Annotated in this window: 19 protein-coding genes; 15 read left to right on the forward strand and 4 right to left on the reverse strand. The window is 54.2% G+C overall.

Translation table 11 applies throughout. The features are described from left to right. Window positions 1-118 precede the first annotated feature (118 nt). The gene (locus tag ACR0AY_RS08325; RefSeq protein WP_170511553.1) at window positions 119-397 is read left to right on the forward strand and encodes a GFA family protein; all 279 of its coding nucleotides are present in this window, start codon (window positions 119-121) and stop codon (window positions 395-397) included. A gap of 96 nt (window positions 398-493) precedes the next feature. On the opposite strand, the gene ACR0AY_RS08330 is transcribed toward ACR0AY_RS08325, so the two are convergent. Next, the gene (locus ACR0AY_RS08330; RefSeq protein ID WP_259462647.1) at window positions 494-778 is read right to left on the reverse strand and encodes a winged helix-turn-helix transcriptional regulator; all 285 of its coding nucleotides are present in this window, start codon (window positions 776-778) and stop codon (window positions 494-496) included. A gap of 213 nt (window positions 779-991) precedes the next feature. On the opposite strand from ACR0AY_RS08330, the gene ACR0AY_RS08335 reads away from it, so the two are divergent. The 10 genes from ACR0AY_RS08335 to ACR0AY_RS08380 all read left to right on the forward strand — a co-directional run bounded on the left by ACR0AY_RS08335 (window position 992) and on the right by ACR0AY_RS08380 (window position 10,686). Continuing rightward, window positions 992-1,600, forward strand: coding sequence for an NAD(P)H-dependent oxidoreductase (locus tag ACR0AY_RS08335; RefSeq protein ID WP_170510850.1), 609 nt, complete (start codon window positions 992-994; stop codon window positions 1,598-1,600). Beyond that, window positions 1,587-2,306, forward strand: coding sequence for a glutathione S-transferase N-terminal domain-containing protein (locus ACR0AY_RS08340; protein WP_170510847.1), 720 nt, complete (start codon window positions 1,587-1,589; stop codon window positions 2,304-2,306). Before ACR0AY_RS08335 ends, ACR0AY_RS08340 begins: the two co-directional genes overlap by 14 nt. A 3-nt stretch (window positions 2,307-2,309) precedes the next feature. Then, window positions 2,310-2,963 (forward strand): DsbA family oxidoreductase, encoded by a 654-nt coding sequence (locus tag ACR0AY_RS08345; RefSeq protein ID WP_480453987.1) that lies wholly within the window; start codon window positions 2,310-2,312, stop codon window positions 2,961-2,963. A gap of 199 nt (window positions 2,964-3,162) precedes the next feature. Then, window positions 3,163-4,353 (forward strand): low temperature requirement protein A, encoded by a 1,191-nt coding sequence (locus ACR0AY_RS08350; RefSeq protein ID WP_120981189.1) that lies wholly within the window; start codon window positions 3,163-3,165, stop codon window positions 4,351-4,353. After that, on the forward strand, window positions 4,346-5,308 hold the full coding sequence (locus ACR0AY_RS08355; protein ID WP_170510845.1) for an ion transporter: 963 nt from the start codon (window positions 4,346-4,348) through the stop codon (window positions 5,306-5,308). The genes ACR0AY_RS08350 and ACR0AY_RS08355 overlap by 8 nt, the downstream gene beginning before the upstream one ends. 257 nt (window positions 5,309-5,565) lie before the next feature. Continuing rightward, complete coding sequence (locus tag ACR0AY_RS08360) at window positions 5,566-6,273, forward strand: IS6 family transposase (RefSeq protein ID WP_029622131.1); 708 nt, start codon at window positions 5,566-5,568, stop codon at window positions 6,271-6,273. Window positions 6,274-6,347: 74 nt separating this feature from the next. Next, window positions 6,348-6,857 (forward strand): DNA-methyltransferase, encoded by a 510-nt coding sequence (locus tag ACR0AY_RS08365; RefSeq protein WP_480453989.1) that lies wholly within the window; start codon window positions 6,348-6,350, stop codon window positions 6,855-6,857. Next, window positions 6,850-7,299 (forward strand): DUF5681 domain-containing protein, encoded by a 450-nt coding sequence (locus ACR0AY_RS08370; RefSeq protein ID WP_480453990.1) that lies wholly within the window; start codon window positions 6,850-6,852, stop codon window positions 7,297-7,299. The genes ACR0AY_RS08365 and ACR0AY_RS08370 overlap by 8 nt, the downstream gene beginning before the upstream one ends. After that, on the forward strand, window positions 7,229-8,770 hold the full coding sequence (gene terL, locus ACR0AY_RS08375) for a phage terminase large subunit (RefSeq protein ID WP_480453992.1): 1,542 nt from the start codon (window positions 7,229-7,231) through the stop codon (window positions 8,768-8,770). Before ACR0AY_RS08370 ends, terL begins: the two co-directional genes overlap by 71 nt. Before the next feature lie 203 nt (window positions 8,771-8,973). After that, on the forward strand, window positions 8,974-10,686 hold the full coding sequence (locus ACR0AY_RS08380) for an adenylate/guanylate cyclase domain-containing protein (protein ID WP_170512629.1): 1,713 nt from the start codon (window positions 8,974-8,976) through the stop codon (window positions 10,684-10,686). 236 nt (window positions 10,687-10,922) lie between these two features. Here ACR0AY_RS08380 and ACR0AY_RS08385 read toward each other — a convergent pair whose 3' ends face one another. Next, window positions 10,923-11,804, reverse strand: a complete 882-nt coding sequence (locus tag ACR0AY_RS08385) for a LysR family transcriptional regulator (RefSeq protein ID WP_170379999.1) — start codon at window positions 11,802-11,804, stop codon at window positions 10,923-10,925. A 104-nt stretch (window positions 11,805-11,908) separates the two neighbouring features. Here ACR0AY_RS08385 and ACR0AY_RS08390 point away from each other — a divergent pair, with 104 nt between their 5' ends. From ACR0AY_RS08390 to ACR0AY_RS08400, 3 genes are read left to right on the forward strand one after another with little or no spacing between them, the layout of a single operon-like run. Then, window positions 11,909-12,703, forward strand: a complete 795-nt coding sequence (locus ACR0AY_RS08390; protein ID WP_170380000.1) for a VOC family protein — start codon at window positions 11,909-11,911, stop codon at window positions 12,701-12,703. A gap of 35 nt (window positions 12,704-12,738) precedes the next feature. Further along, entirely contained in the window at window positions 12,739-13,509 is a 771-nt protein-coding gene (locus ACR0AY_RS08395) for a nuclear transport factor 2 family protein (RefSeq protein ID WP_170380001.1), read from the forward strand. A 60-nt stretch (window positions 13,510-13,569) separates the two neighbouring features. Then, the gene (locus ACR0AY_RS08400; protein WP_214648679.1) at window positions 13,570-13,872 is read left to right on the forward strand and encodes a hypothetical protein; all 303 of its coding nucleotides are present in this window, start codon (window positions 13,570-13,572) and stop codon (window positions 13,870-13,872) included. A 138-nt stretch (window positions 13,873-14,010) separates the two neighbouring features. Here ACR0AY_RS08400 and ACR0AY_RS08405 read toward each other — a convergent pair whose 3' ends face one another. Together ACR0AY_RS08405 and ACR0AY_RS08410 are read right to left on the reverse strand one after the other, a co-directional pair. Further along, the gene (locus tag ACR0AY_RS08405; RefSeq protein WP_170380003.1) at window positions 14,011-15,504 is read right to left on the reverse strand and encodes a DUF1254 domain-containing protein; all 1,494 of its coding nucleotides are present in this window, start codon (window positions 15,502-15,504) and stop codon (window positions 14,011-14,013) included. A gap of 34 nt (window positions 15,505-15,538) precedes the next feature. Further along, window positions 15,539-17,050 carry a DUF1214 domain-containing protein gene (locus ACR0AY_RS08410; RefSeq protein WP_214648678.1) on the reverse strand — a complete coding sequence of 504 codons (1,512 nt, stop codon included), beginning with the start codon at window positions 17,048-17,050 and terminating at the stop codon, window positions 15,539-15,541. Between the two features lie 96 nt (window positions 17,051-17,146). Between ACR0AY_RS08410 and ACR0AY_RS08415 the strand changes: the two genes are divergently transcribed. Continuing rightward, a complete protein-coding gene (locus ACR0AY_RS08415; protein ID WP_170469388.1) occupies window positions 17,147-18,169 on the forward strand; it encodes a helix-turn-helix domain-containing protein in 1,023 nt (340 codons plus the stop codon). The last annotated feature ends 124 nt before the right edge of the window (window positions 18,170-18,293 follow it).

Below are 18,293 nucleotides of genomic sequence, written 5' to 3' on the forward strand. Positions count from 1 at the left end.
CGGGGAAGATCAACAGTCTCTGGGAGATCCGCTGAGATGGATTTGAACCTTGAAACTGAAACCGTCGTTCGCGCTTCTAATCCCCAGCCAGCTATGCTTACCCGACATCGATCATGCAATGCGATGCGATTGTTCACTATGTTCCCGCAAAGGCATGGTGATGAGTGCAACGGTTATCCCGCCTGAAGAAATTAAAATCAGAAGTGAGCAGGACGCTCTCTCAACCTACCAATTTGGCACAGAATCGGCGCGGCACTATTTTTGCAATCGCTGTGGAATTCATACATTCGTCGAGACGCGGCTGAACCCTGGCCACTATCGAGTTAACCTGGGATGCATAGATGAGTTGGACGCACTTCGCCTTCCTGAGATAATCTATGACGGAAGAAATCTCTGACGCAACCAAGACGTCTGAAGGGAACTGTACACATCAAAATCGAGTCGTTGCATTTTGACAAACGGCGATCAGAAGAAACAATAACACACACCGATGCTATCGATTCAAACCGTTGGGTAACTCCTCACTCCACTTTCGCAGTTCATCGAGAAATCCAAGCGCCGTTCTGCCAAACTTGGTAATGGAATATTGAACGGAAATAGGGGCAGTATCCATTACTTGCCTCGCAACCAAGCCCTGCTCCTCAAGTTGACGCAATCGCTCGGTGATCATCTTCTTGCTTGCCCCGCCGATCATGCGCGACAGATCGTTGAAACGCACAGGACCATCTTTGAGGTGCCATAAGATAGACCCGGTCCATTTTCCGCCAATGATCCGCATACCTCGTTCTATTGCACATGGCTCCACACAGGCCTCCGAGACCAGTCGGCGCCCTTTGGCATCTTCGTCAATCCGCGCTCGCATCGTCATCCTTTAGCTTAGGCAACTAGGTTACCAAAAGTATACTAGTTGATTTCCAACACCTGTACCATCAAATGCTCTCTGAGCCCGAAGAAAGTCAAGGGTTCAAGATTACACAAATAGGATATGGACATGAGAAAAATCCTGATCGTGAACGGTACTCAGCCCTACGAATTCGCCCCTGGGCAGTTGAACGCCAGCCTAACGGAGCGCGCGCGCGACATGCTTACCGCAATGGGTCACGAGGTACGCGTGGCAACTGTCGCCGACGGCTATGACGCGAATGCTGAGGTTGAGGCGCACATGTGGGCCGATACGGTCATCATGCAGTTTCCGGTGAATTGGATGGGCGTTCCGTGGGTTTTCAAGAAGTACATGGATGAAGTTTACACCGCTGGAATGGATGGGCGGCTAAGTACCGGTGACGGTCGGACGGCAGAAGCACCGAAGGCCAATTATGGGATGGGAGGCGCGCTGAGCGATAAGACTTACATGCTTTCAGTGACGTTCAACGCCCCGAAAGAAGCGTTTAACAATGAGGCCGAACCGTTCTTTGCCGGTGGTAGCGTCGATGATTTGCTGCGCCCGATGCACCTGAACGCAAAGTTCTTTGCGATGCAGCCGCTTCCGACCTTTGCGGCATTTGATGTAATGAAGAACCCAGAAATCGACACCGATTTCGCTCGATTTGACGCGCATCTGAAAACCACGTTTGCCGAGGTTGAACATGTCCCAGCCTGATATCCATCTCTACACCGCCGGTACGATGAACGGTTACAAGCCGGTCATCTTTCTGGAAGAGGCAGGTGTCCCATACGACCTGACTCACATCAACTTTTCCAAACAGGAACAAAAAGCGCCGGATTATCTGGCGCTGAACCCGAACGGAAAGATCCCGACCATCGAAGACCGTTCGGAAGGGCGCGCGATTTTCGAATCCGGCGCGATCCTGTGGTATCTGGCCGAGAAATACGGAAAATTTCTGCCATCGGACCCGGTCAAACGGTCCGAGGTCATGCAATGGATGCTGTTTCAGGTTGGGCACGTAGGACCGATGATGGGACAGGCGATGTATTTCCAGCACATCGCTGCGCCTAATGGCCATGAAGAGCCCTTTTCAATCCGTCGCTACGTGGACGAAAGCCGCCGCTTGATGGAGGTGATGAACTCTCGTCTGCACGGGCGCGAATGGATTGCTGCAGACGAATACACCATAGCTGACATGATGCTGTTCCCATGGGCGCGTGCATATGTCTGGGCAAGGGTAGATGTGTCGGACCTGTCGCATCTGAACGCCTGGTTCGACCGTATTGACGCCCGGCCGGCCGTGCAACGGGCGTTGACCATCCCAAAGGCCAACCCCCAATTCTGGGATACCAACGCAGATGCCAGCGCCTTTGCTAAGGAAAACGCGTCGCGCTTTTCCAGCGATGTAAAAGGAACCTGAACCGTGCAAGCTGCTCTGCCCATTCGCGTCGATATCGTGTCAGACGTTGTTTGCCCTTGGTGTGTGATCGGCTACCACCAACTTGCCAAAGCTGCGCGCGACACCCAGACCGAACTAGATATCCATTGGCATCCATTCGAGCTGAACCCGCAGATGGCCGAGGGTGGCGAGAACCTACGCGAACATCTGGCGGCAAAATACGGGACCACTTTGGAAGGATCGATCAAGGCGCGTGCCCGCCTCAGCGAGATGGGCGCAGCACTTGGGTTCAAGTTCAACTACGCCGATGACATGCGGATGTATAACACCTTCCGAGCGCATCAGTTGATTGACTGGGCAACGGAACTAGGAAAAGGCCACGAGATGAAGCAGGCACTTTTAGCGGCCTTCTTCACCCGTCGCGAGGACGTCTCGGACATGCAGGTTCTCGCCGACGCGGCCGCAGGCATCGGGCTGAACCGCGTGGATGCGCTAGACATGTTGCAAAGCCAAGATCGGGCCAATCACTTGCGCCAAAAAGAGCAATTCTGGATCAGCCAAGGTGTTCGGGGCGTGCCTGCAATGGTGTTCGATCAACGTCACCTCGTGACCGGTGCGCAGGGCGAGGAAAACTACGCCCGCATCCTGCTGCATCTACGAGACGACAGGGCCGCGTGACACCAGTGAATACCAGGCACTTCCGGCGTAAAAAAACCACGATCGGACAGGTGTCGCCCGGCCTGCCATCGCTGAACAACCATTGTGGGGGTTGCATGACGTAAGTCTCCGCGACAACCTTCCTCTTAAATTAAAAACTCAGTCGGAGTGGCCGCATGCCGGCCGCTACAGCCCTTCAACTTGGAAGAGTTCCTAATTTATGGCACTGCATGATCACCCCATCTGGCGGAAGCCGCAACATCACCAAGACCTCGACCACGCGCACGACCATGTCCACTGGGCCGAGCTGTTCTACGACCTGATCCACGTCGTGACGATCTTTCTATTGGGCAATTACCTGTCGCATCATCTCGATCTGCATGGGTTTCTTGTGTTCGCCGGAGTCTTCATAACGCTCTGGTACGCTTGGGGCGAACTCAGCATATTCAACTCGATCTACGTCAGTACCGACTTTTGGCATCGGCTGATTATGGCCGTGATGATCTGCACGGTGATGTTCATGGCAGCGGCGATCCCGGCTATTGACGGAAAGGGTTGGGTTTTCTTCGCGTTAGGATTTGCTGCGAACAGGGCCATGATCGCGGCGCTGTACTATCGAGCCCGGCGGGCCAATTCATCAGGCGAGTCGATGTCGACGGCCCAGATCCGCAATTTCTCGGTCTTTGCGGTGATCTTTGCGATTGCAGCCTTTTTGCCTGCTCCTCTTGCTTACTGGGTGTTTGCCGTCGCAATGGTGGCCACGCAGGCAATGTATATGATCCCCGGTGTCACAGTCCTGCGTTTCGAGAGGTTTGTCCCGCGTCTTGGCCATATGGCTGAACGGTTTGCTCTTTTAACGTTGATCGTATTAGGCGAAGGGTTCTTCAAACTGGTCGTCACCCTGTCCGAAAAAGGAATTTACAAAGTATCACCGGACGTACTCGTCAACTTCGTCATCGGTGGCGTTTCGATGTTCGTGATGTGTTGGATCTATTTCGACTTTGTCGGCAATGCCAAACCAAAAGACAAAAAGGTGTCGACGTTGGTCATCTGGTGGCTTGCGCACCTGATTTTGATGCTTTGCGGCGTCATGGTCGGCGTGGCTCTTGCTGCCGAGGTCAAAGTCGGATTTTGGGAGCCATATCCAACCGAATATGCCGCCATAGGCTGTTTCGGTCTTGCCGGTTACATTGCCATGCTTTGGGTGCTTCAAAACGTCATAGAACATCGTTTGGCGTCGGATTTCGGGCGATGGGACGTGCGTGTATTCGGGATAGTGCTGGCAATCATCTGTTTCTTTGTCGTCCCACATGTCCCCTCTTTGTTAGGCAATCTGATCTGGGGGACAGCTTTGCTATCGCAAATCGCGATCCCCCTGACGCGCGCCTGGACGCAGTTTCGACATGAGTGAGGCACTTACAAGTTCAGGCTATCTAAAAAGAAAAGTCTATTGGTGGCTCGAGCGCCCGGACCGGGCGGCCACCGGTCCCTGGTTGCTTGAAATAGCTCTAATTGCCCTAATCACGCTGAACGTGGCCGCCGTTATCCTGGAAACGGTTGACTCCATATATTTCCGTTGGGGCCTGGCTCTGAACCTCTTTGAGGGTCTTTCTCTGTTTGTCTTCGTGGTCGAATACGCGGCAAGGCTGTGGGTCGCCACTGAAAATCCAAGTTACAAAACGCGCGCTGCATGGGCCGTCTCCCCGATCGCCATCATCGATTTACTAGCGATTTTACCTGCGCTGCTCTACTTGATCTTCCCGGTTGACCTGCGTCTGCTGCGTACCTTCCGCATGTTGCGACTGCTTAAACTCACGCGGTATTCCCCCGCGCTCGGCATGCTGCTTGCTGTGTTTGAGGAAGAGGCTGGCGCCTTTTTTGCAGGTTTCTTCATCCTGATGGTGATGCTGATTTTTGCGGCCAGTGGTGCTTGGCTGGCCGAGCACGAAGCGCAACCGGATGCCTTCGGTTCGATCCCCGCAGCGATGTGGTGGGCGATGGCAACGCTGACGACCGTTGGTTATGGCGACGTGACGCCCGTGACAGTTGCCGGTAAGATCTTCGGCGCTGCGATCACCGTGATTGGCATCGGTATGGCTGCGTTGCCTGCAGGGATCATTGCCAGCGGCCTGAACGACCAGTTGCACCGCCGACGGGCCAGCCTGGAACGTGAATTTCGAAAGGCCTTGGAAGACGGCGATATCTGCGAGGCCGATGAGAAAGAGATTGACGCAGTTCGCAAGCAATTGGGTCTCTCGCGCCGCGCTGCCGATCATATCCGAAACCGCGTGCATGCCGAAACAATATCACAGGTCGATCACTGTCCCACATGTGGTCAGCCGACCAAGCAAAAGGCCAAGTCGTGAACGCCAGCATCGGACTGCTTGTCTACGGAGTTCGAGATTTGCGGGGAAAAACTGTCTGTCAGTTCTTTAGCGTGCGCTCTTTCGTTGATCCCAAAAATCGGAGTCAATGAAACTGAAAAGGTCTTGTCAGAAGAACTTTGGTTGAGCGAGTTAGGGTTGTTGCGTAGCTTTTGCCCATGACCAATCTGGCCTCTTTCAAGGGTCTTGTCAGATTAACATTGCTTGAGCGGGGCAGGGCGGTTGCGTAGCTTTTGTCCATGACCAAGCCTGCCTCTTTCAAGTACTTTAAAACCAGCCCAGAGATCATCCGCCTTGCGGTGATGCTGTACGTCCGTTTCCCGCTCTCGCTTCGGAATGTCGAAGATCTGTTGCACGAGCGAGGCATCGACGTGAGCCACGAAACTGTCCGATATTGGTGGAACAGGTTCGGGCCGATGTTTGCTGCTGAGATCAGACGGAAGCGTGTTCAGCAACTGCGCGCGTTCTCCAAATGGAAGTGGCACGTGGACGAAGTTTTCGTGAAGGTAAATGGCAAGCGGCATTGTCTTTGGCGGGCTGTTGATCACGAAGGCGAGGTGCTGGAAGCCGTTGTCACCAAACGCCGAAACAAAGCTGCAGCACTGAAATTCCTCAAGAAGTTAATGAAGCGACACGGCAAAGCGGAAACCGTCGTCACGGATCGCTTTGCCTCATACAGAGCCGCGCTCAGAGAACTGGGTGCGCTCGAAAAACAAAGGACGGGCAGGTGGCTCAACAACCGCGTCGAGAACTCGCACCTGCCTTTCCGACGACGCGAACGCGCGATGCAACGTTTCAGGCGCATGCGAAGTTTACAGAAATTCGCCTCCGTTCATTCCTCCGTCTACAATCACTTCAATCAGGAACGATCGCTCACCAGCCGAGACACCTTCAAGTTGACACGCAGCGCCGCTCTTGCCGAGTGGCGTCAACTTTGTTCCGGATAGGTTCACGGTTCCCGCGGCAAACTGAGACTGGTTCGAATTCGTCTGACAGCACCGCGGCGGGCAAGGCAGGTGGATTGGACCTCATCAATCTCTGCGTCTGGAACAAGACAAACGGAGGCATGGGCAGCCTTTACCGCTCCAAGCACGAGTTGGTCGCAATCTTTAAGAAGCCCGGTGCTGCGCATATCAACAATGTCGAGCTGGGCAAACACGGGCGCAACCGCACCAATGTCTGGGATTATGCCGGAGTGAACAGCTTTGGGGCAGGGCGTGAAGCGGATCTCGCTGATCATCCCACGGTGAAGCCGACAGCCCTGGTTGCAGATGCCATCATGGATGTGAGCCACCGCGGTGATGTTGTGCTGGACTCCTTTGGCGGTTCTGGCGCGACCTTGCTGGCGTCAGAGAAAACAGGACGCCAGGCGCGCTTGATTGAGCTCGATCCGGCCTATGTCGATGTCGCCATCCGCCGTTGGCAGAAGATGACCGGTGAGAGCGCCGTGCATTCGGTGACAGGCCAGACATTCGATGCGCGTTCCGCGGCCAACGACACCACTTCAGAACAGGAGGTGGGTGATGTCTGACGACGCTAAAGACTACGAGGTAGGCTACGGCAAACCGCCCAAAGCGACCCAATTCAAGAAAGGCCGATCCGGCAATCCGAAAGGGCGGCCGAAAGCCTCGAAGAATGTCGGGTCGATGCTTGAGGAGGTCTTCTTTCGGAAAATCTCAATCACCGAGAATGGATCACGCCGCGAGGTCACGATGCTGGAGGCAATCCTGCGCCAGCTGGTGAATGGGGCAGTTAAAGGCGAGATGCGTTCGATTGACCGGGTGCTCAAACTGTTGCCTGCGGTTCAGGAGGCGCGCGCCGCAGAGTTGGCGGGTGGCGAAGGTGTAACTGCGGCCGACCCCGGTTCAGACCTGGCCGCCCTAGAAGTGCTGGCGGACATGTTTGGCAGCGATCCGGATCAACTCTTTGCAAGCATTCAGGGAGGCATCGACGATGAATGCCCTGAATTCTGATGATCGCAAAAGGCTGGCAGAGGCTGCGATGCGTGAAAACCTCTACGCATTCCTTGCAGGCAGTTTTGGTATCTTGTGTCCGGGTGAGAGGCTTGCCCGGGCCCCTTACCTGGAGGCTATGTGTTATGCCCTTCAGCGCGTGGCCTCTGGTGAGTCCCAACGGTTGATGATCTCGATTGCCCCTCGCCATCTGAAATCGATCTGTGGATCTGTTTTGTTGCCAGCCTTTGAGCTTGGACGCGATCCGACAAAGAAAGTGGTTGTTGTCAGTTACGGCAAAGATCTGGCGCGCGAACATGCCGAACAGTTTCGACGGCTGGTGACCAGTCCGTTTTATCAGCGCCTGTTTCCGAAGATGAAGGTTGATCCCAAACACAACCGGTTCGAACATATGAAAACCACTAAAAGCGGCGGGCGCAAATCGGTCTCTCTTGGCGGTGGTATCACCGGCTTCGGTGCAAACCTCATTGTCATCGACGACCTGGGTAAACCCTCTGAAATGCGTCACGATACGTACCGGCAGGAGTTGCGTGACTTCTTCGACCAGACCCTGTTCTCGCGGCTGAACGACAAGCGCACCGATCGCATTGTCTCGATCCAGCAGCGACTGCACCCGGATGACTTCTCGGCCTACCTCTTGGAAAAGGACACATTTGACCATCTGTGCCTGCCGTCGATCGCGGAGATCCCGGAAGAGATCCCGCTCTACAACAACCGGGTGCTGAAGCGCCGGCCAGGAGACTTGTTGAACCCAGAGCGGGAACCGCAGGAAGTTCTTGATCGGATCAAGGCCGACATAGGCAATTTTGCCTTCCAGGCACAGTATCAACAGAACCCCACGGATGGAGAAAACGAATTTCTCTCAATGTCCGATTTGCATCTGGTGGAAACCTTGCCGGACGAAAGCGTGTTCGTCCGGCGGGTCCAGAGCTGGGATACAGCGGCGAAGGATGGTCCGCGTTCTGACTTTACAGTGGGGCTGACCTTTGGTTGGCATGCGTATGAAGAGAGATGGTATCTACTCGACGTCTTTCGTGCTCGAACGAACTATACGCAGGTGCGGAACGCTGTTCTTCGATTGCGCAAACAGTGGCGTGTGGACCGGGTGCTGATCGAGTCCTCGGCGATGGGTATCCACCTTCTGGATGAATTGAAGCGCACTGCAGCAGGTGTCTACATGCCCGTCAACGTTGTCACTAGCAAGCTGGACCGCTTCATCCCACAGACCGACTGGATTAAATCTGGCAAGTTAGTCATCCCCACCGACAAGCCCTGGTTTGATGAGTTCCGCAGGGAACTGCTGGCGTTTCCCGACGCTCTCAAAGATGATCAGGTGGATGCTCTGACCCAGTTCGCTGAATACATGCGTCGAAGCCAAGGGACATATCTCGATACAGATCCTTACACAGGCCGCCGCCAAGGCAACTATCGACCCGAACGACCAAGAAGGGAAGATCGCATGCGGTTCTGACACCACGCGAGGGCGCTTTCCAGCGACCTGGGGTTGTATATCAAATCTTCGACCTCGAACGTCTGCGATGAAGCGCGAAGCTGCCGTTAGGGCTAACTGCAGCGAATGTCTGCGCTGAGCCCAAAAGGTGACGTTAAAAGGCGACCTTGTCGGGCTGACAGAAGTCGAGTGTCGCGTTAAGTTCCTTAAAACAGGGGGAACGAATGGACAGACGTCTTACGACGGTGCTTGCGGCGGACATTGTCGGCTACTCAGCACTGATGGATTATGACCGGGAAGGTACGATTAGTGCGCTCCGATCATTTCGTGAAGATACGCTCCAATTGCTTCTGAAAGCCCATGGCGGGACAATGATCAAAAGCTTGGGCGATGGTTGGATCGCCGAGTTTAAGTCCACAACAGACGCTGCAGATTGCGCTATTGCAATACAGTCTGCTCAGAAACCAGACAGTATCAAGCTTCGAATTGGCATTCATACCGGCGAGGTTGTCACCGAAGGCGACGACATTTTTGGTGATGGAATAAATATCGCCGCTCGTCTCGAAGCAATGGCCGAGCCAGATCAGGTATTGTTGTCGGATACATCTCACAACAGTCTTGACCGAGGCGACGCATCCAAGTTCGACGGCGGTGAGCAGACGGAACTCAAAAACATCACGCGCCGCATTGGTGTTTGGTGCTGGCCTAAAGGCACTTCAGCCAACCTATCGCAAAAAACGGATGCTAGACCTGGGATTGCAGTGCTTCCATTCGACAATATGTCTGATGATCCCGAACAGGAATTCTTTGCGGACGGAATCACAGAAGACATCATCACAGAGTTGTCTCGTTTCCGCTGGTTGATGGTCGTGGCCCGAAATTCGTCCTTCTCTTTTAAAGGCAAAAGCACGGATATTCGCGAAGTTGGTCGCATACTTGGAGTGCGCTATGTTCTCGAGGGCTCGGTCAGACGAGCAGGTCAACGCGTCCGCATTACTGGGCAGTTGATTGATGCGGAAAACGGCAGTCATCTCTGGGCAGAACGCTTTGACGGCGTACTTGATGATATTTTCGACCTTCAAGACAAAGTCACGCTGGAAGTCGTTACAGCGATTGAGCCATCGCTACGGCACGCCGAAACAAACCGCGCGCGCGCGAAACCCACGGATAATTTGGAAGCCTATGAACTTTACCTGCGAGCGCAATCGCACTTCCATCTATTGACGGATGAAGACAATCGAGAGGCCATACGGCTGACGACTCTCGCACTGGGTCGCGACCCGGAATATGCGTCCGCATCAGGTTTGTTGGCTTGGTTGCATATTCAACGCATGGTCCAAGGGCTTGAGCCTATTGGCGAAGGGCCGAAGGAGGCCGTAAAAGCAGCCGAACGGGTGCTACTTAGCGATCGTGCAGACGGGATCGCACTGGCGTATGCTGCGCATTCAATCTCAATGCTGGCGCGGGATTTACCACGCGCGCGTGTTGCGTTTAAACAAGCTCTCGTGCAGAACCCAAACGCCGCAACGGTTCACATGCTGGCGTCCATCAACCTGTTTCTGCTGAATCGCCCCGAGGAGGCACTCAGCCACGCAACTCAATCTGTGGACTTCAGCCCGCACGATCCATTGCGCCATGCTGCCTATCTCGCTCAAGCAAGTGCACTATTCCATCTTGGGCGCTATGAAGAATCCGTTAAGGCTTGCCGAAATGCCTTATCTGTGCGTTCAAACTTCGTAATGAGTCATCTCATGCTGATCGCTGCTCTGGGCCACCTCACCGATGGTGATGCGGCTCGCGAAGCGGTTGCAGATCTTCAGGCGTTGCGCCCAGGGCTGACCGTAACCTCGGCGCAGACTCAATTACCAATATTCACTGTTCCATCTTGTGCGAACAATTGGCGTGAAGGTTGGTTAAAAGCAGGGTTACCGCAATAGGTGACTGGTATAGTTGGTGAACATAGATTAACGCCACTCCACGCGAAGTTAGCGAAACCTCAGAAATTTGAAACCAAGAAAACTGAATCCCCGCAGTAGAGTCTTTTTACATTTTGCCACACTCAAAATCCTTACTGTCCCGCAAAACGGTCATCCATACAGAACGCAGCGAACGGCTGTTCTGAGCCCATACCTACCAAATGCTGCGCATAGCGCGAGTGACTGCTTTGGACTTCCTACGCTCGAATCTCTTCACGCATAAACTCGACAAAGGACTTAACACGCGGCTTTCGAAAGGCCGAAGGCAACTGCACGCTTTGGATCGGCAAAGTGCGGGAATGGAACTCCGGAAAGAGTTGCACAAGACGTCCGGTTTCAAGGTCGTCCCCCAAAAACACATCTGGGCATATGAAGATGCCGCTCCCTGCGCGCGTCGGAACGAGGCAGGCGGGAGGACTGTTTGCGAGAAATGGGCCAGAGACAGGCACCTGCACGGTTTGCCCTTCGATCTGGAAGGGCCAGCGGTTTGGATCCGGGTTGTTCGCATCTCGAATGCAAATGTGGTCCGAGAGTTCCGCAGGATGTGAAGGTGCGCCATGTTCTTCAAGGTAGGAAGGGGTCGCGACGACTTTCATATGCGTTTCACCAAGCTTGCGAACGACCAAACTGGAGTCACTGAGCGCGCCGATCCGTATTGCGATATCGAAACCGCCCTTGGCCAGATCGGCATAATGATCCGACAAGTCCAATTCGACCGTGACGTTCGGGTGTTGCTCTACGAAGCGGCTTGCTGCTTTAGCCACCGCCGTGTCGCCATAGGTAAGGGGCGCGGCCACACGAACGATGCCCTTCAAGCCCTCTGAAGCGTCAAACTCAGTCTCCAACTGCTCCATCTCAGCCAGCACTCGTCGCGCTCCTTCCAGATATCGCTCCCCCTCGTGGGTCAGCGACATAGACCTGGTGGTGCGATGGAGAAGATTCAGCCCAACCATGTTTTCGAGCTGTGCGACACGCTTGCTGACCAGCTTGTTTGAAATGCCAAGCCGTTGTCCGGCGGCGGCAAAAGAACCGGATTCCACAACAGCCACGAAGCTCTGCATCCCGTCGATCCGGTCCATAGAATTGTCTCCATTTGCGCGATACACACTCGCTCTTATCGCCATTTTATGGAGAAAAGACCATCGCTAAGTTCCTCTCAAGCTTAATCGCAGGAGAAAAGAACATGGCAGCGTCAGACGCCCCCATCTCAATAGGTCAGGTCGCCCTGACGGTGCGCGATCTGGATAAGACCGCCACCTTCTATGAAGACGTGATTGGCCTCGGCCTGATCGAACGCGACGGTGAAAGCGCCTACCTCGGCACCGAGGCTGGAACGCTGATCGAGCTGCGCCAGGACCGAAACGCCAAACCCTTTCCTAAAGAGGCGGGGCTGTTTCACACGGCATTTCTGTTGCCTTCCAAACAAGACCTCGGCGCATGGCTGATCTACGCGGATGAGCGCGGTGTTCGCCTGGACGGGGCATCCCACCACGGTGTCAGCGAGGCGCTTTATCTGAACGATCCCGAAGGAAACGGCATCGAAATCTATCGTGACCTGCCTCGCAAAATGTGGAAACGCGAGGGCGATACCGTCCACATGACAACGCACCCGCTCGATCTGAAATCACTCACAGAAGATGCCACACAGTGGCAAGGCGCACCACAAGGCACAGTCATCGGACACGTTCATTTACGTGTCGGTGATGTCAGCAAAGCAGCGAAATTCGTTACTGACGAACTGAGTATGGTTCAGACCTTTGAGCTGCCCTCAGCCCGCTGGTTCGGGTCCGGTGGCTACCATCACCACCTAGCTACAAACGCTTGGCAATCCAAGGGAGCAGGCTCGCGCTCTGCTGGGGCCACTGGTCTCACAAGTGTTGAGCTGTTGGCAGACCCCAAAACTCTCACGCCCGGCCGCAAGGTCGACCCGTGGGGCACTGAATTCACGATCAACTCGGCGCAAGCCTGCGCCGCGTGAATATCGTCAAATCAAACCAAGAGAGGACAACAACAATGACACCTAAAGAGCTCGTATTGGAGGCTGTAGCCGCCATTTTCGTCAACTTCGACGCAACCGCAGCCGAACAACTGCTGGCAAATGACTACATTCAGCACAACCCTGCTGTACCCACAGGTGCCGCTCCAATCCTGGGGTTTATCCCCGGTCTTAAGGAAAGCGGGATCGAGGTGGACATCCACCGGGTCATCACGGAGGGCGATATCGTCGTCCTGCATACCACCTACAACAACGCCCAGGCGTTTGGTGCAGACACCTTGGTTGGCTTTGATGTCTTCCGCGTCGAGGACGGAAAGGTTGCAGAACACTGGGACAACCTGACACCAATCACACCGCCGAACCCGTCGGGTCATACTCAGACCGATGGTCCAACTGAGATAACCGATCTGGATAAGACCGCTGAGAACAAGGCGCTGGTCACAGACTTTGTGCACACCATCCTGAAGGATGGCGACGTTGACCGGATAACCGAATTTCTGTCGACGGAGACCTACATACAGCACAACAGCAACATTGCTGACGGTCTGGACGGTTTGGGTGCGGCTCTTGCAGGCATGGCCGAGCAAGGCATCCAGATGATCTACACGGACGTCCACATTGTTGTGGCCGAGGGCAACTTTGTCTTCACCGCCTCCGAGGGCACGTTTGCCGACAAGCCGACTGCCTTCTATGACCTGTTCCGCGTCGAAGACGGCAAGATCGTTGAGCATTGGGACGTAATCGCGGACATCCCGTCCGAGATGGCCCACGACAATGGAAAGTTTTGATCGGGTGCCATCATGAAAGCGTTCTTGATCACCCTGATAATGCTCGTAGGAGGTAACGCAATGGCACAAGACGTCGGCGTCATTGAAATTGTGACGATGGACCTTGCTGAAGGCGTTACACCGCAAGAGTTCGAACCTGTTGATAAAGTCATCGAAGATGAGCATGTCAGCAAACAACCAGGCTTTGTCTCGCGCCAAGCTGCATTCACAGATGGCAAATGGGCAGTGGTAGTTAACTGGGAAAGTGCCGAAGACGCCCAAGCGTCCATGGATAGCTTTGCATCAGCACCCGCTGCTGAACGATTCATGAGCATGATCGATGCAACCACAATGTCGATGACACGCTACAATTTAGCGCGATAGCAGACAAACAGAAGGGCGGCACTACGAGGTAGTTGCCGCCCTCCCCTGGTTGTTGTCGCGTTGTTCGGGATGCGCACTCACATGGCACGACATCTCGTTCTCGATAGCGAACTGTTAGGGCGCTAAATTGACAGTCTATCACTCCATAAGTTCGATCTCGCCCGGGCGCCACGATCCGTCGAACCAAGGCTCGAGAGGGCCATACAATCGCAGTACGGTCGACCAAGATTTGCCCGGCATCGTCTGTATCCAGTTGCCCTCTTTGCCTTCAGGCGCTTCAGGCGCGAACCAGACAGTGTAACTTCCGTCTTCATTCGCTTCCAATGTAGCTTGGTTGCTGTCGACCCCTGCGAGTTTCTGATCAGTTTCGAGCAGTGAACGGGTTTGGGTGTCGTAAACGACGAAAGACCAGTAATCCTGCGCGGGCGGATTTGGCGGGATGGTGACGGAATAGGTGTTGCTCCCATCGAAGTAGTTCCCGTCACTGTCCCGGTTTGCCAGCGCATATTGCGACCCGACACCAACCTTTTGTGCAACCATGGCAGGCGTAATGCCAGTCGCGTAGTAGTGGAACAGGGTCCGCGCATCGAGGATTTTCACGTCCCCCGCCTGGAACTCATGATTGCCACCGACGAACGCCGTCTTCCAATACCCTTCGTCATAGTAGAATGGCGCACGCGAGCGAGGAGCAAAATTCAACGACTTAGCCGCCGCCGTGCCCAATGCGACTGCCTCTGTGAGCAGCAGCCTCAGTTCGTCATCGGGTTCAAATGGTTCACCTTTTCGGATACCCAGCGAGAACATTGCTCCCATCAATTCATCGGGAAGTGCTCCTTCCGCTTCGTTGTCTACAACGGCCTTCATCTCTTCAAAGAAGGAAAAGTCATTGGCGTGTATCGTGTTGAACTGAAGATCAGTCAGGTTCACAAATTCCTGATCGGGCGGCGCGTCGCGGTCTTCCCACCGGTAAACACGAAGAGTTTCCTTCACACGATCCACTGCGGCTCCAACGCCGTCTTCCCCATAAAACGCACGCAACAGAAACCAGTTCCGATAGCTTGGCGGCTTCACAATATAGTAACCGTCGTCCGGCAACTCACCTTCATAGTCGGGCGGAACGATCAAGAACTTCCCACCCTCGCCAGCGTCAGGCCCAGCGTTCCCGATGTCAGTGACATAACGCATATAGGCATCGTTCACGAACCCCAGCATGCCCGGCGGCACGTCGTAAACCACTGGCCCTTCGGACAGGTCCGTACAGTTAAGAATGTAGATTGTCGTGGTGTTCGGCGTGAGAAGAAGCGAACGGGCGTTATACAGGTCTTCAAAGATCCCGATCTTCATCGGATCAACGCCAGCGCCCTCTTCGAGCCCGTGACACATTGCATATGTTGAGGCTGCAGGCATTCCATCCATGAATACCTGCATGCCACGCATGAAATTTAATGCGTTATACGACAGCTTAGCTGTATCCGGCGTCGGCAAGCCGTCAAAATATTCCAACGTTCCAAATCGTGTCTCCACCTGATCCGGTACGATTATGCTATCCGGAACTTCAGCCTTGTACTCTTGGGCTGGAGATTGCGATGCGAGTACCAGGGCGGTCAGCACGGCTAACGACTTTGTTTTCATTGTTCACTCCATTGGGAATTTTTGTTTGTTTTGATCAGTTTACTTTTTCTAGATCGCCCAGCATCCAGCCACTTTCCAACCATCCGTCTTGCGGCCCATATAGACGGAACAAAAGGAAGTACGGCTCTGTGGTTGGTATCCAGTTGCTTTCCTTGCCTTCCGGTGCCTCCGGTCCAAAAAAGATGTCGTAAGAACCGTCTTCATCGGCTTGCATAGAGTCTGTGTCGCGCTCGGACAGACCCACTGGATCAACGTTCCGGATGAAGCTCTTGGTCTCCATCGAATAAACAATCACGGACCAGAAATCGTCGGCAGGTGTGTCTGCTGGCACGTTAAGTCTGTAAGTCTGATTGTGGTCGTACATGTCGCCGTCGCTGTCGCGAAGGCCCGTCAGATAAAAGGTACCGCCACCGAGTTGTTTCGGCAGGTACGTGATCCAGAAGTAGCTGCCGCCCGCACGCGCATCCACAAGTACCTCTGTCTCAGTCTCATACGGGAAGCCTGCCTCGGGTTGACCTTCGGCAAAGTCCCATATCAGCCACTGGCTTTTCATCTCGCCGCTATCGTCGACCCAGAGCGGTATCATGGCTTTGCCGGGCGTAACAAAGTAGTTCTGCATAGAGGCATACGCCAACAACAAACCCTCATTCATTGCTTTCAACTGAATTTCCGATGGTTCGAAAGGTTTTCCCTTTTCGATCCCGAGATCCTTCAGGAAATTTACCATGACCTTGTCTTGTTGTCTGACGGGGTTGTTTTGAACGTAATCATTCAAGTCCTGAAAGAAGGTCTCGTTGTAGTATGGAAGCGAGTCGTACGGCACTTCTGACGCTTCGAGATAGTTGTTGGGTGGTGGATTGTCAGCCTCAGACAGGTAGTACACTTTGATCGTCTGAGCGTACTCGGCCGCATCGGTGTCCGTTCCGCCATTCGTCAGTTTTGGCCGGAACGAAAAACCATATTCGTAGGTATCTGTTTCAAAGGGAAGGTATCCCGCTTCAGTTAATTCCTCCAGCGACATTTCCCCTTCGTAGCCTGGGGGTAGCATGAGGTACTTGCCGCCGGCACCTTCATCGAAACCATCGGGACCTACGTCCACAATAGGAACATCCCAAGCATTCACGATTGTACCGAAGTAGTTCACCTTGTCGGTGGCAGCGGGCACTTCAATGACAAGGGGACCGGGTTCGGAGGTCATTGAAGCCCAAGCATAGGCCGTAACATCGTTGGCCGTAAGAAACCCATGTTTGGAGTCGAACGGCTTGTTGAGATAAATGATGTCATTGTAGTCGCCACCGAGGTCGCGGCGAATGCCCTTGAGGAAATCGATCATACCGGCGGCAGGCATTCCCCAGATGGCCGTCTGGGTGGCACGCTGCACCATAATCTTGTACTCGATGTCCTCGACCTCGGCTGATCGTGCAAGGATGTCGCCCGTGTCGTTGAAGGACTGGGAGAAAACTGGTGAAGCAGAAATACCTGCGCCGAGCACCATTCCCAAAAAATGCATCGAAAAACCGCCGTGTAATGGCCGAAGTATTTTCATATTGCAATGCTCCCTGCTGTTTAGGGAAAGCTTGCACATCCGTTCAGCCGATGCGTATCATTTCACGACACGCGGGCGAACAAGCGGGTTGACGGATTGAACCTACCACCGATGATTTCGGCTAAGGCCTTGGGCGCGATGCCCCAGTTTGTGCTTGAGGCCGCTGGGGAAAGACGCTTGTTGCGTGCTTTTGACTCTGCCGATCTTCCTGTTCACTTCATTGAGGAAAGAGGCGGTTACATCTCGGAGCATGCCTTGGCGACCTTTGTGCACGAAGCCGCACGATCCACGGGACAACAAAACATCGGATTGTTGTGGTCACCGTATCTCACTGTCGCTGACTACGGCGCCTGGGGGAGTTACGTTCTTTCTGCTCCAACGCTGGGGGCAGCGCTAATACGAGCTTCTGCCGTCATGCCATTTCATTCGTCTACGGATCGCGCGTGGCTTGAAACTTCGGGCACAAGCGCGCGCTACTGTTATCGTTTTGGACTTCGCTCGCATTTCGCGTATCCGGACATCGGCTTCTCGGCCGTTGGGGTTTTTTTGAGCATATTCCGCGCGTATTTAGGAAGCGACTGGAAGCCATCTGCCGTGCTCTTGGACTTCCCGAAGGTTCCTGGATTTGTCGAGGCAGAAGACACCTACGCTTGTCCTGTAATCTGGAACGCCTCCCGGCTTGGGGTTGATTTTGATGCATCGGCTTTGCGAGCCGAAACCACGCCCAAAAAACTTACCGGCGGCTCGACAACCGTCGGAGATATTTCTCGCGAACGATTGGGCGGCCCACCTCAAACACTTAGAGGACAAGTCGAGGAAGTGGTTTGGCAACAACTTCATCGGGAGGAAATGTCGATTGATGCCACCGCGCGTTCGCTCGATCTTGGCGTTCGCACACTACAACGGAAGTTAGCAACCGAAGGGGTTCGTTTTCGCGAAATCGTCAACGATGTCAGGGTAGCAAGGGCCGAGGAACTCCTCACAGATACGCGCGAGACAGTCTCCAGTATCTCCTCCATGCTAGGATATGAAACCGCAAATAATTTCAGCCGCGCATTTAGGAAGGTGACGGGACTGACGCCCTCTGACTATCGCAAGATGAACTCCGACAATAGTTGACTTGTGGGTCGCGAGAGCAATCTTCCAATGTCTGCTTTGTCCGGATAGTGTTGAAGAAGTCGCCGTTTGGGCGCTTGCAGGATACAGCCTCAATAGGCTGCCGTCATTCCTTCATCCCGTTTTT

Source organism: Ruegeria sp. A5, from assembly GCF_056543005.1.

Coding starts and splice junctions, on each gene's coding strand:
- ACR0AY_RS08410 (WP_214648678.1), bottom strand. CDS start 17,050: ATGAAAATACTTCGGCCATTACACGGCGGTTTTTCGATGCATTTTTTG.
- ACR0AY_RS08400 (WP_214648679.1), top strand. CDS start 13,570: ATGGCACAAGACGTCGGCGTCATTGAAATTGTGACGATGGACCTTGCT.
- ACR0AY_RS08325 (WP_170511553.1), top strand. CDS start 119: ATGCGATGCGATTGTTCACTATGTTCCCGCAAAGGCATGGTGATGAGT.
- ACR0AY_RS08350 (WP_120981189.1), top strand. CDS start 3,163: ATGGCACTGCATGATCACCCCATCTGGCGGAAGCCGCAACATCACCAA.
- ACR0AY_RS08330 (WP_259462647.1), bottom strand. CDS start 778: ATGCGGATCATTGGCGGAAAATGGACCGGGTCTATCTTATGGCACCTC.
- ACR0AY_RS08360 (WP_029622131.1), top strand. CDS start 5,566: ATGACCAAGCCTGCCTCTTTCAAGTACTTTAAAACCAGCCCAGAGATC.
- ACR0AY_RS08335 (WP_170510850.1), top strand. CDS start 992: ATGAGAAAAATCCTGATCGTGAACGGTACTCAGCCCTACGAATTCGCC.
- ACR0AY_RS08380 (WP_170512629.1), top strand. CDS start 8,974: ATGGACAGACGTCTTACGACGGTGCTTGCGGCGGACATTGTCGGCTAC.
- ACR0AY_RS08340 (WP_170510847.1), top strand. CDS start 1,587: ATGTCCCAGCCTGATATCCATCTCTACACCGCCGGTACGATGAACGGT.
- ACR0AY_RS08385 (WP_170379999.1), bottom strand. CDS start 11,804: ATGGACCGGATCGACGGGATGCAGAGCTTCGTGGCTGTTGTGGAATCC.
- ACR0AY_RS08405 (WP_170380003.1), bottom strand. CDS start 15,504: ATGAAAACAAAGTCGTTAGCCGTGCTGACCGCCCTGGTACTCGCATCG.
- ACR0AY_RS08355 (WP_170510845.1), top strand. CDS start 4,346: ATGAGTGAGGCACTTACAAGTTCAGGCTATCTAAAAAGAAAAGTCTAT.
- ACR0AY_RS08390 (WP_170380000.1), top strand. CDS start 11,909: ATGGCAGCGTCAGACGCCCCCATCTCAATAGGTCAGGTCGCCCTGACG.
- ACR0AY_RS08370 (WP_480453990.1), top strand. CDS start 6,850: ATGTCTGACGACGCTAAAGACTACGAGGTAGGCTACGGCAAACCGCCC.
- ACR0AY_RS08395 (WP_170380001.1), top strand. CDS start 12,739: ATGACACCTAAAGAGCTCGTATTGGAGGCTGTAGCCGCCATTTTCGTC.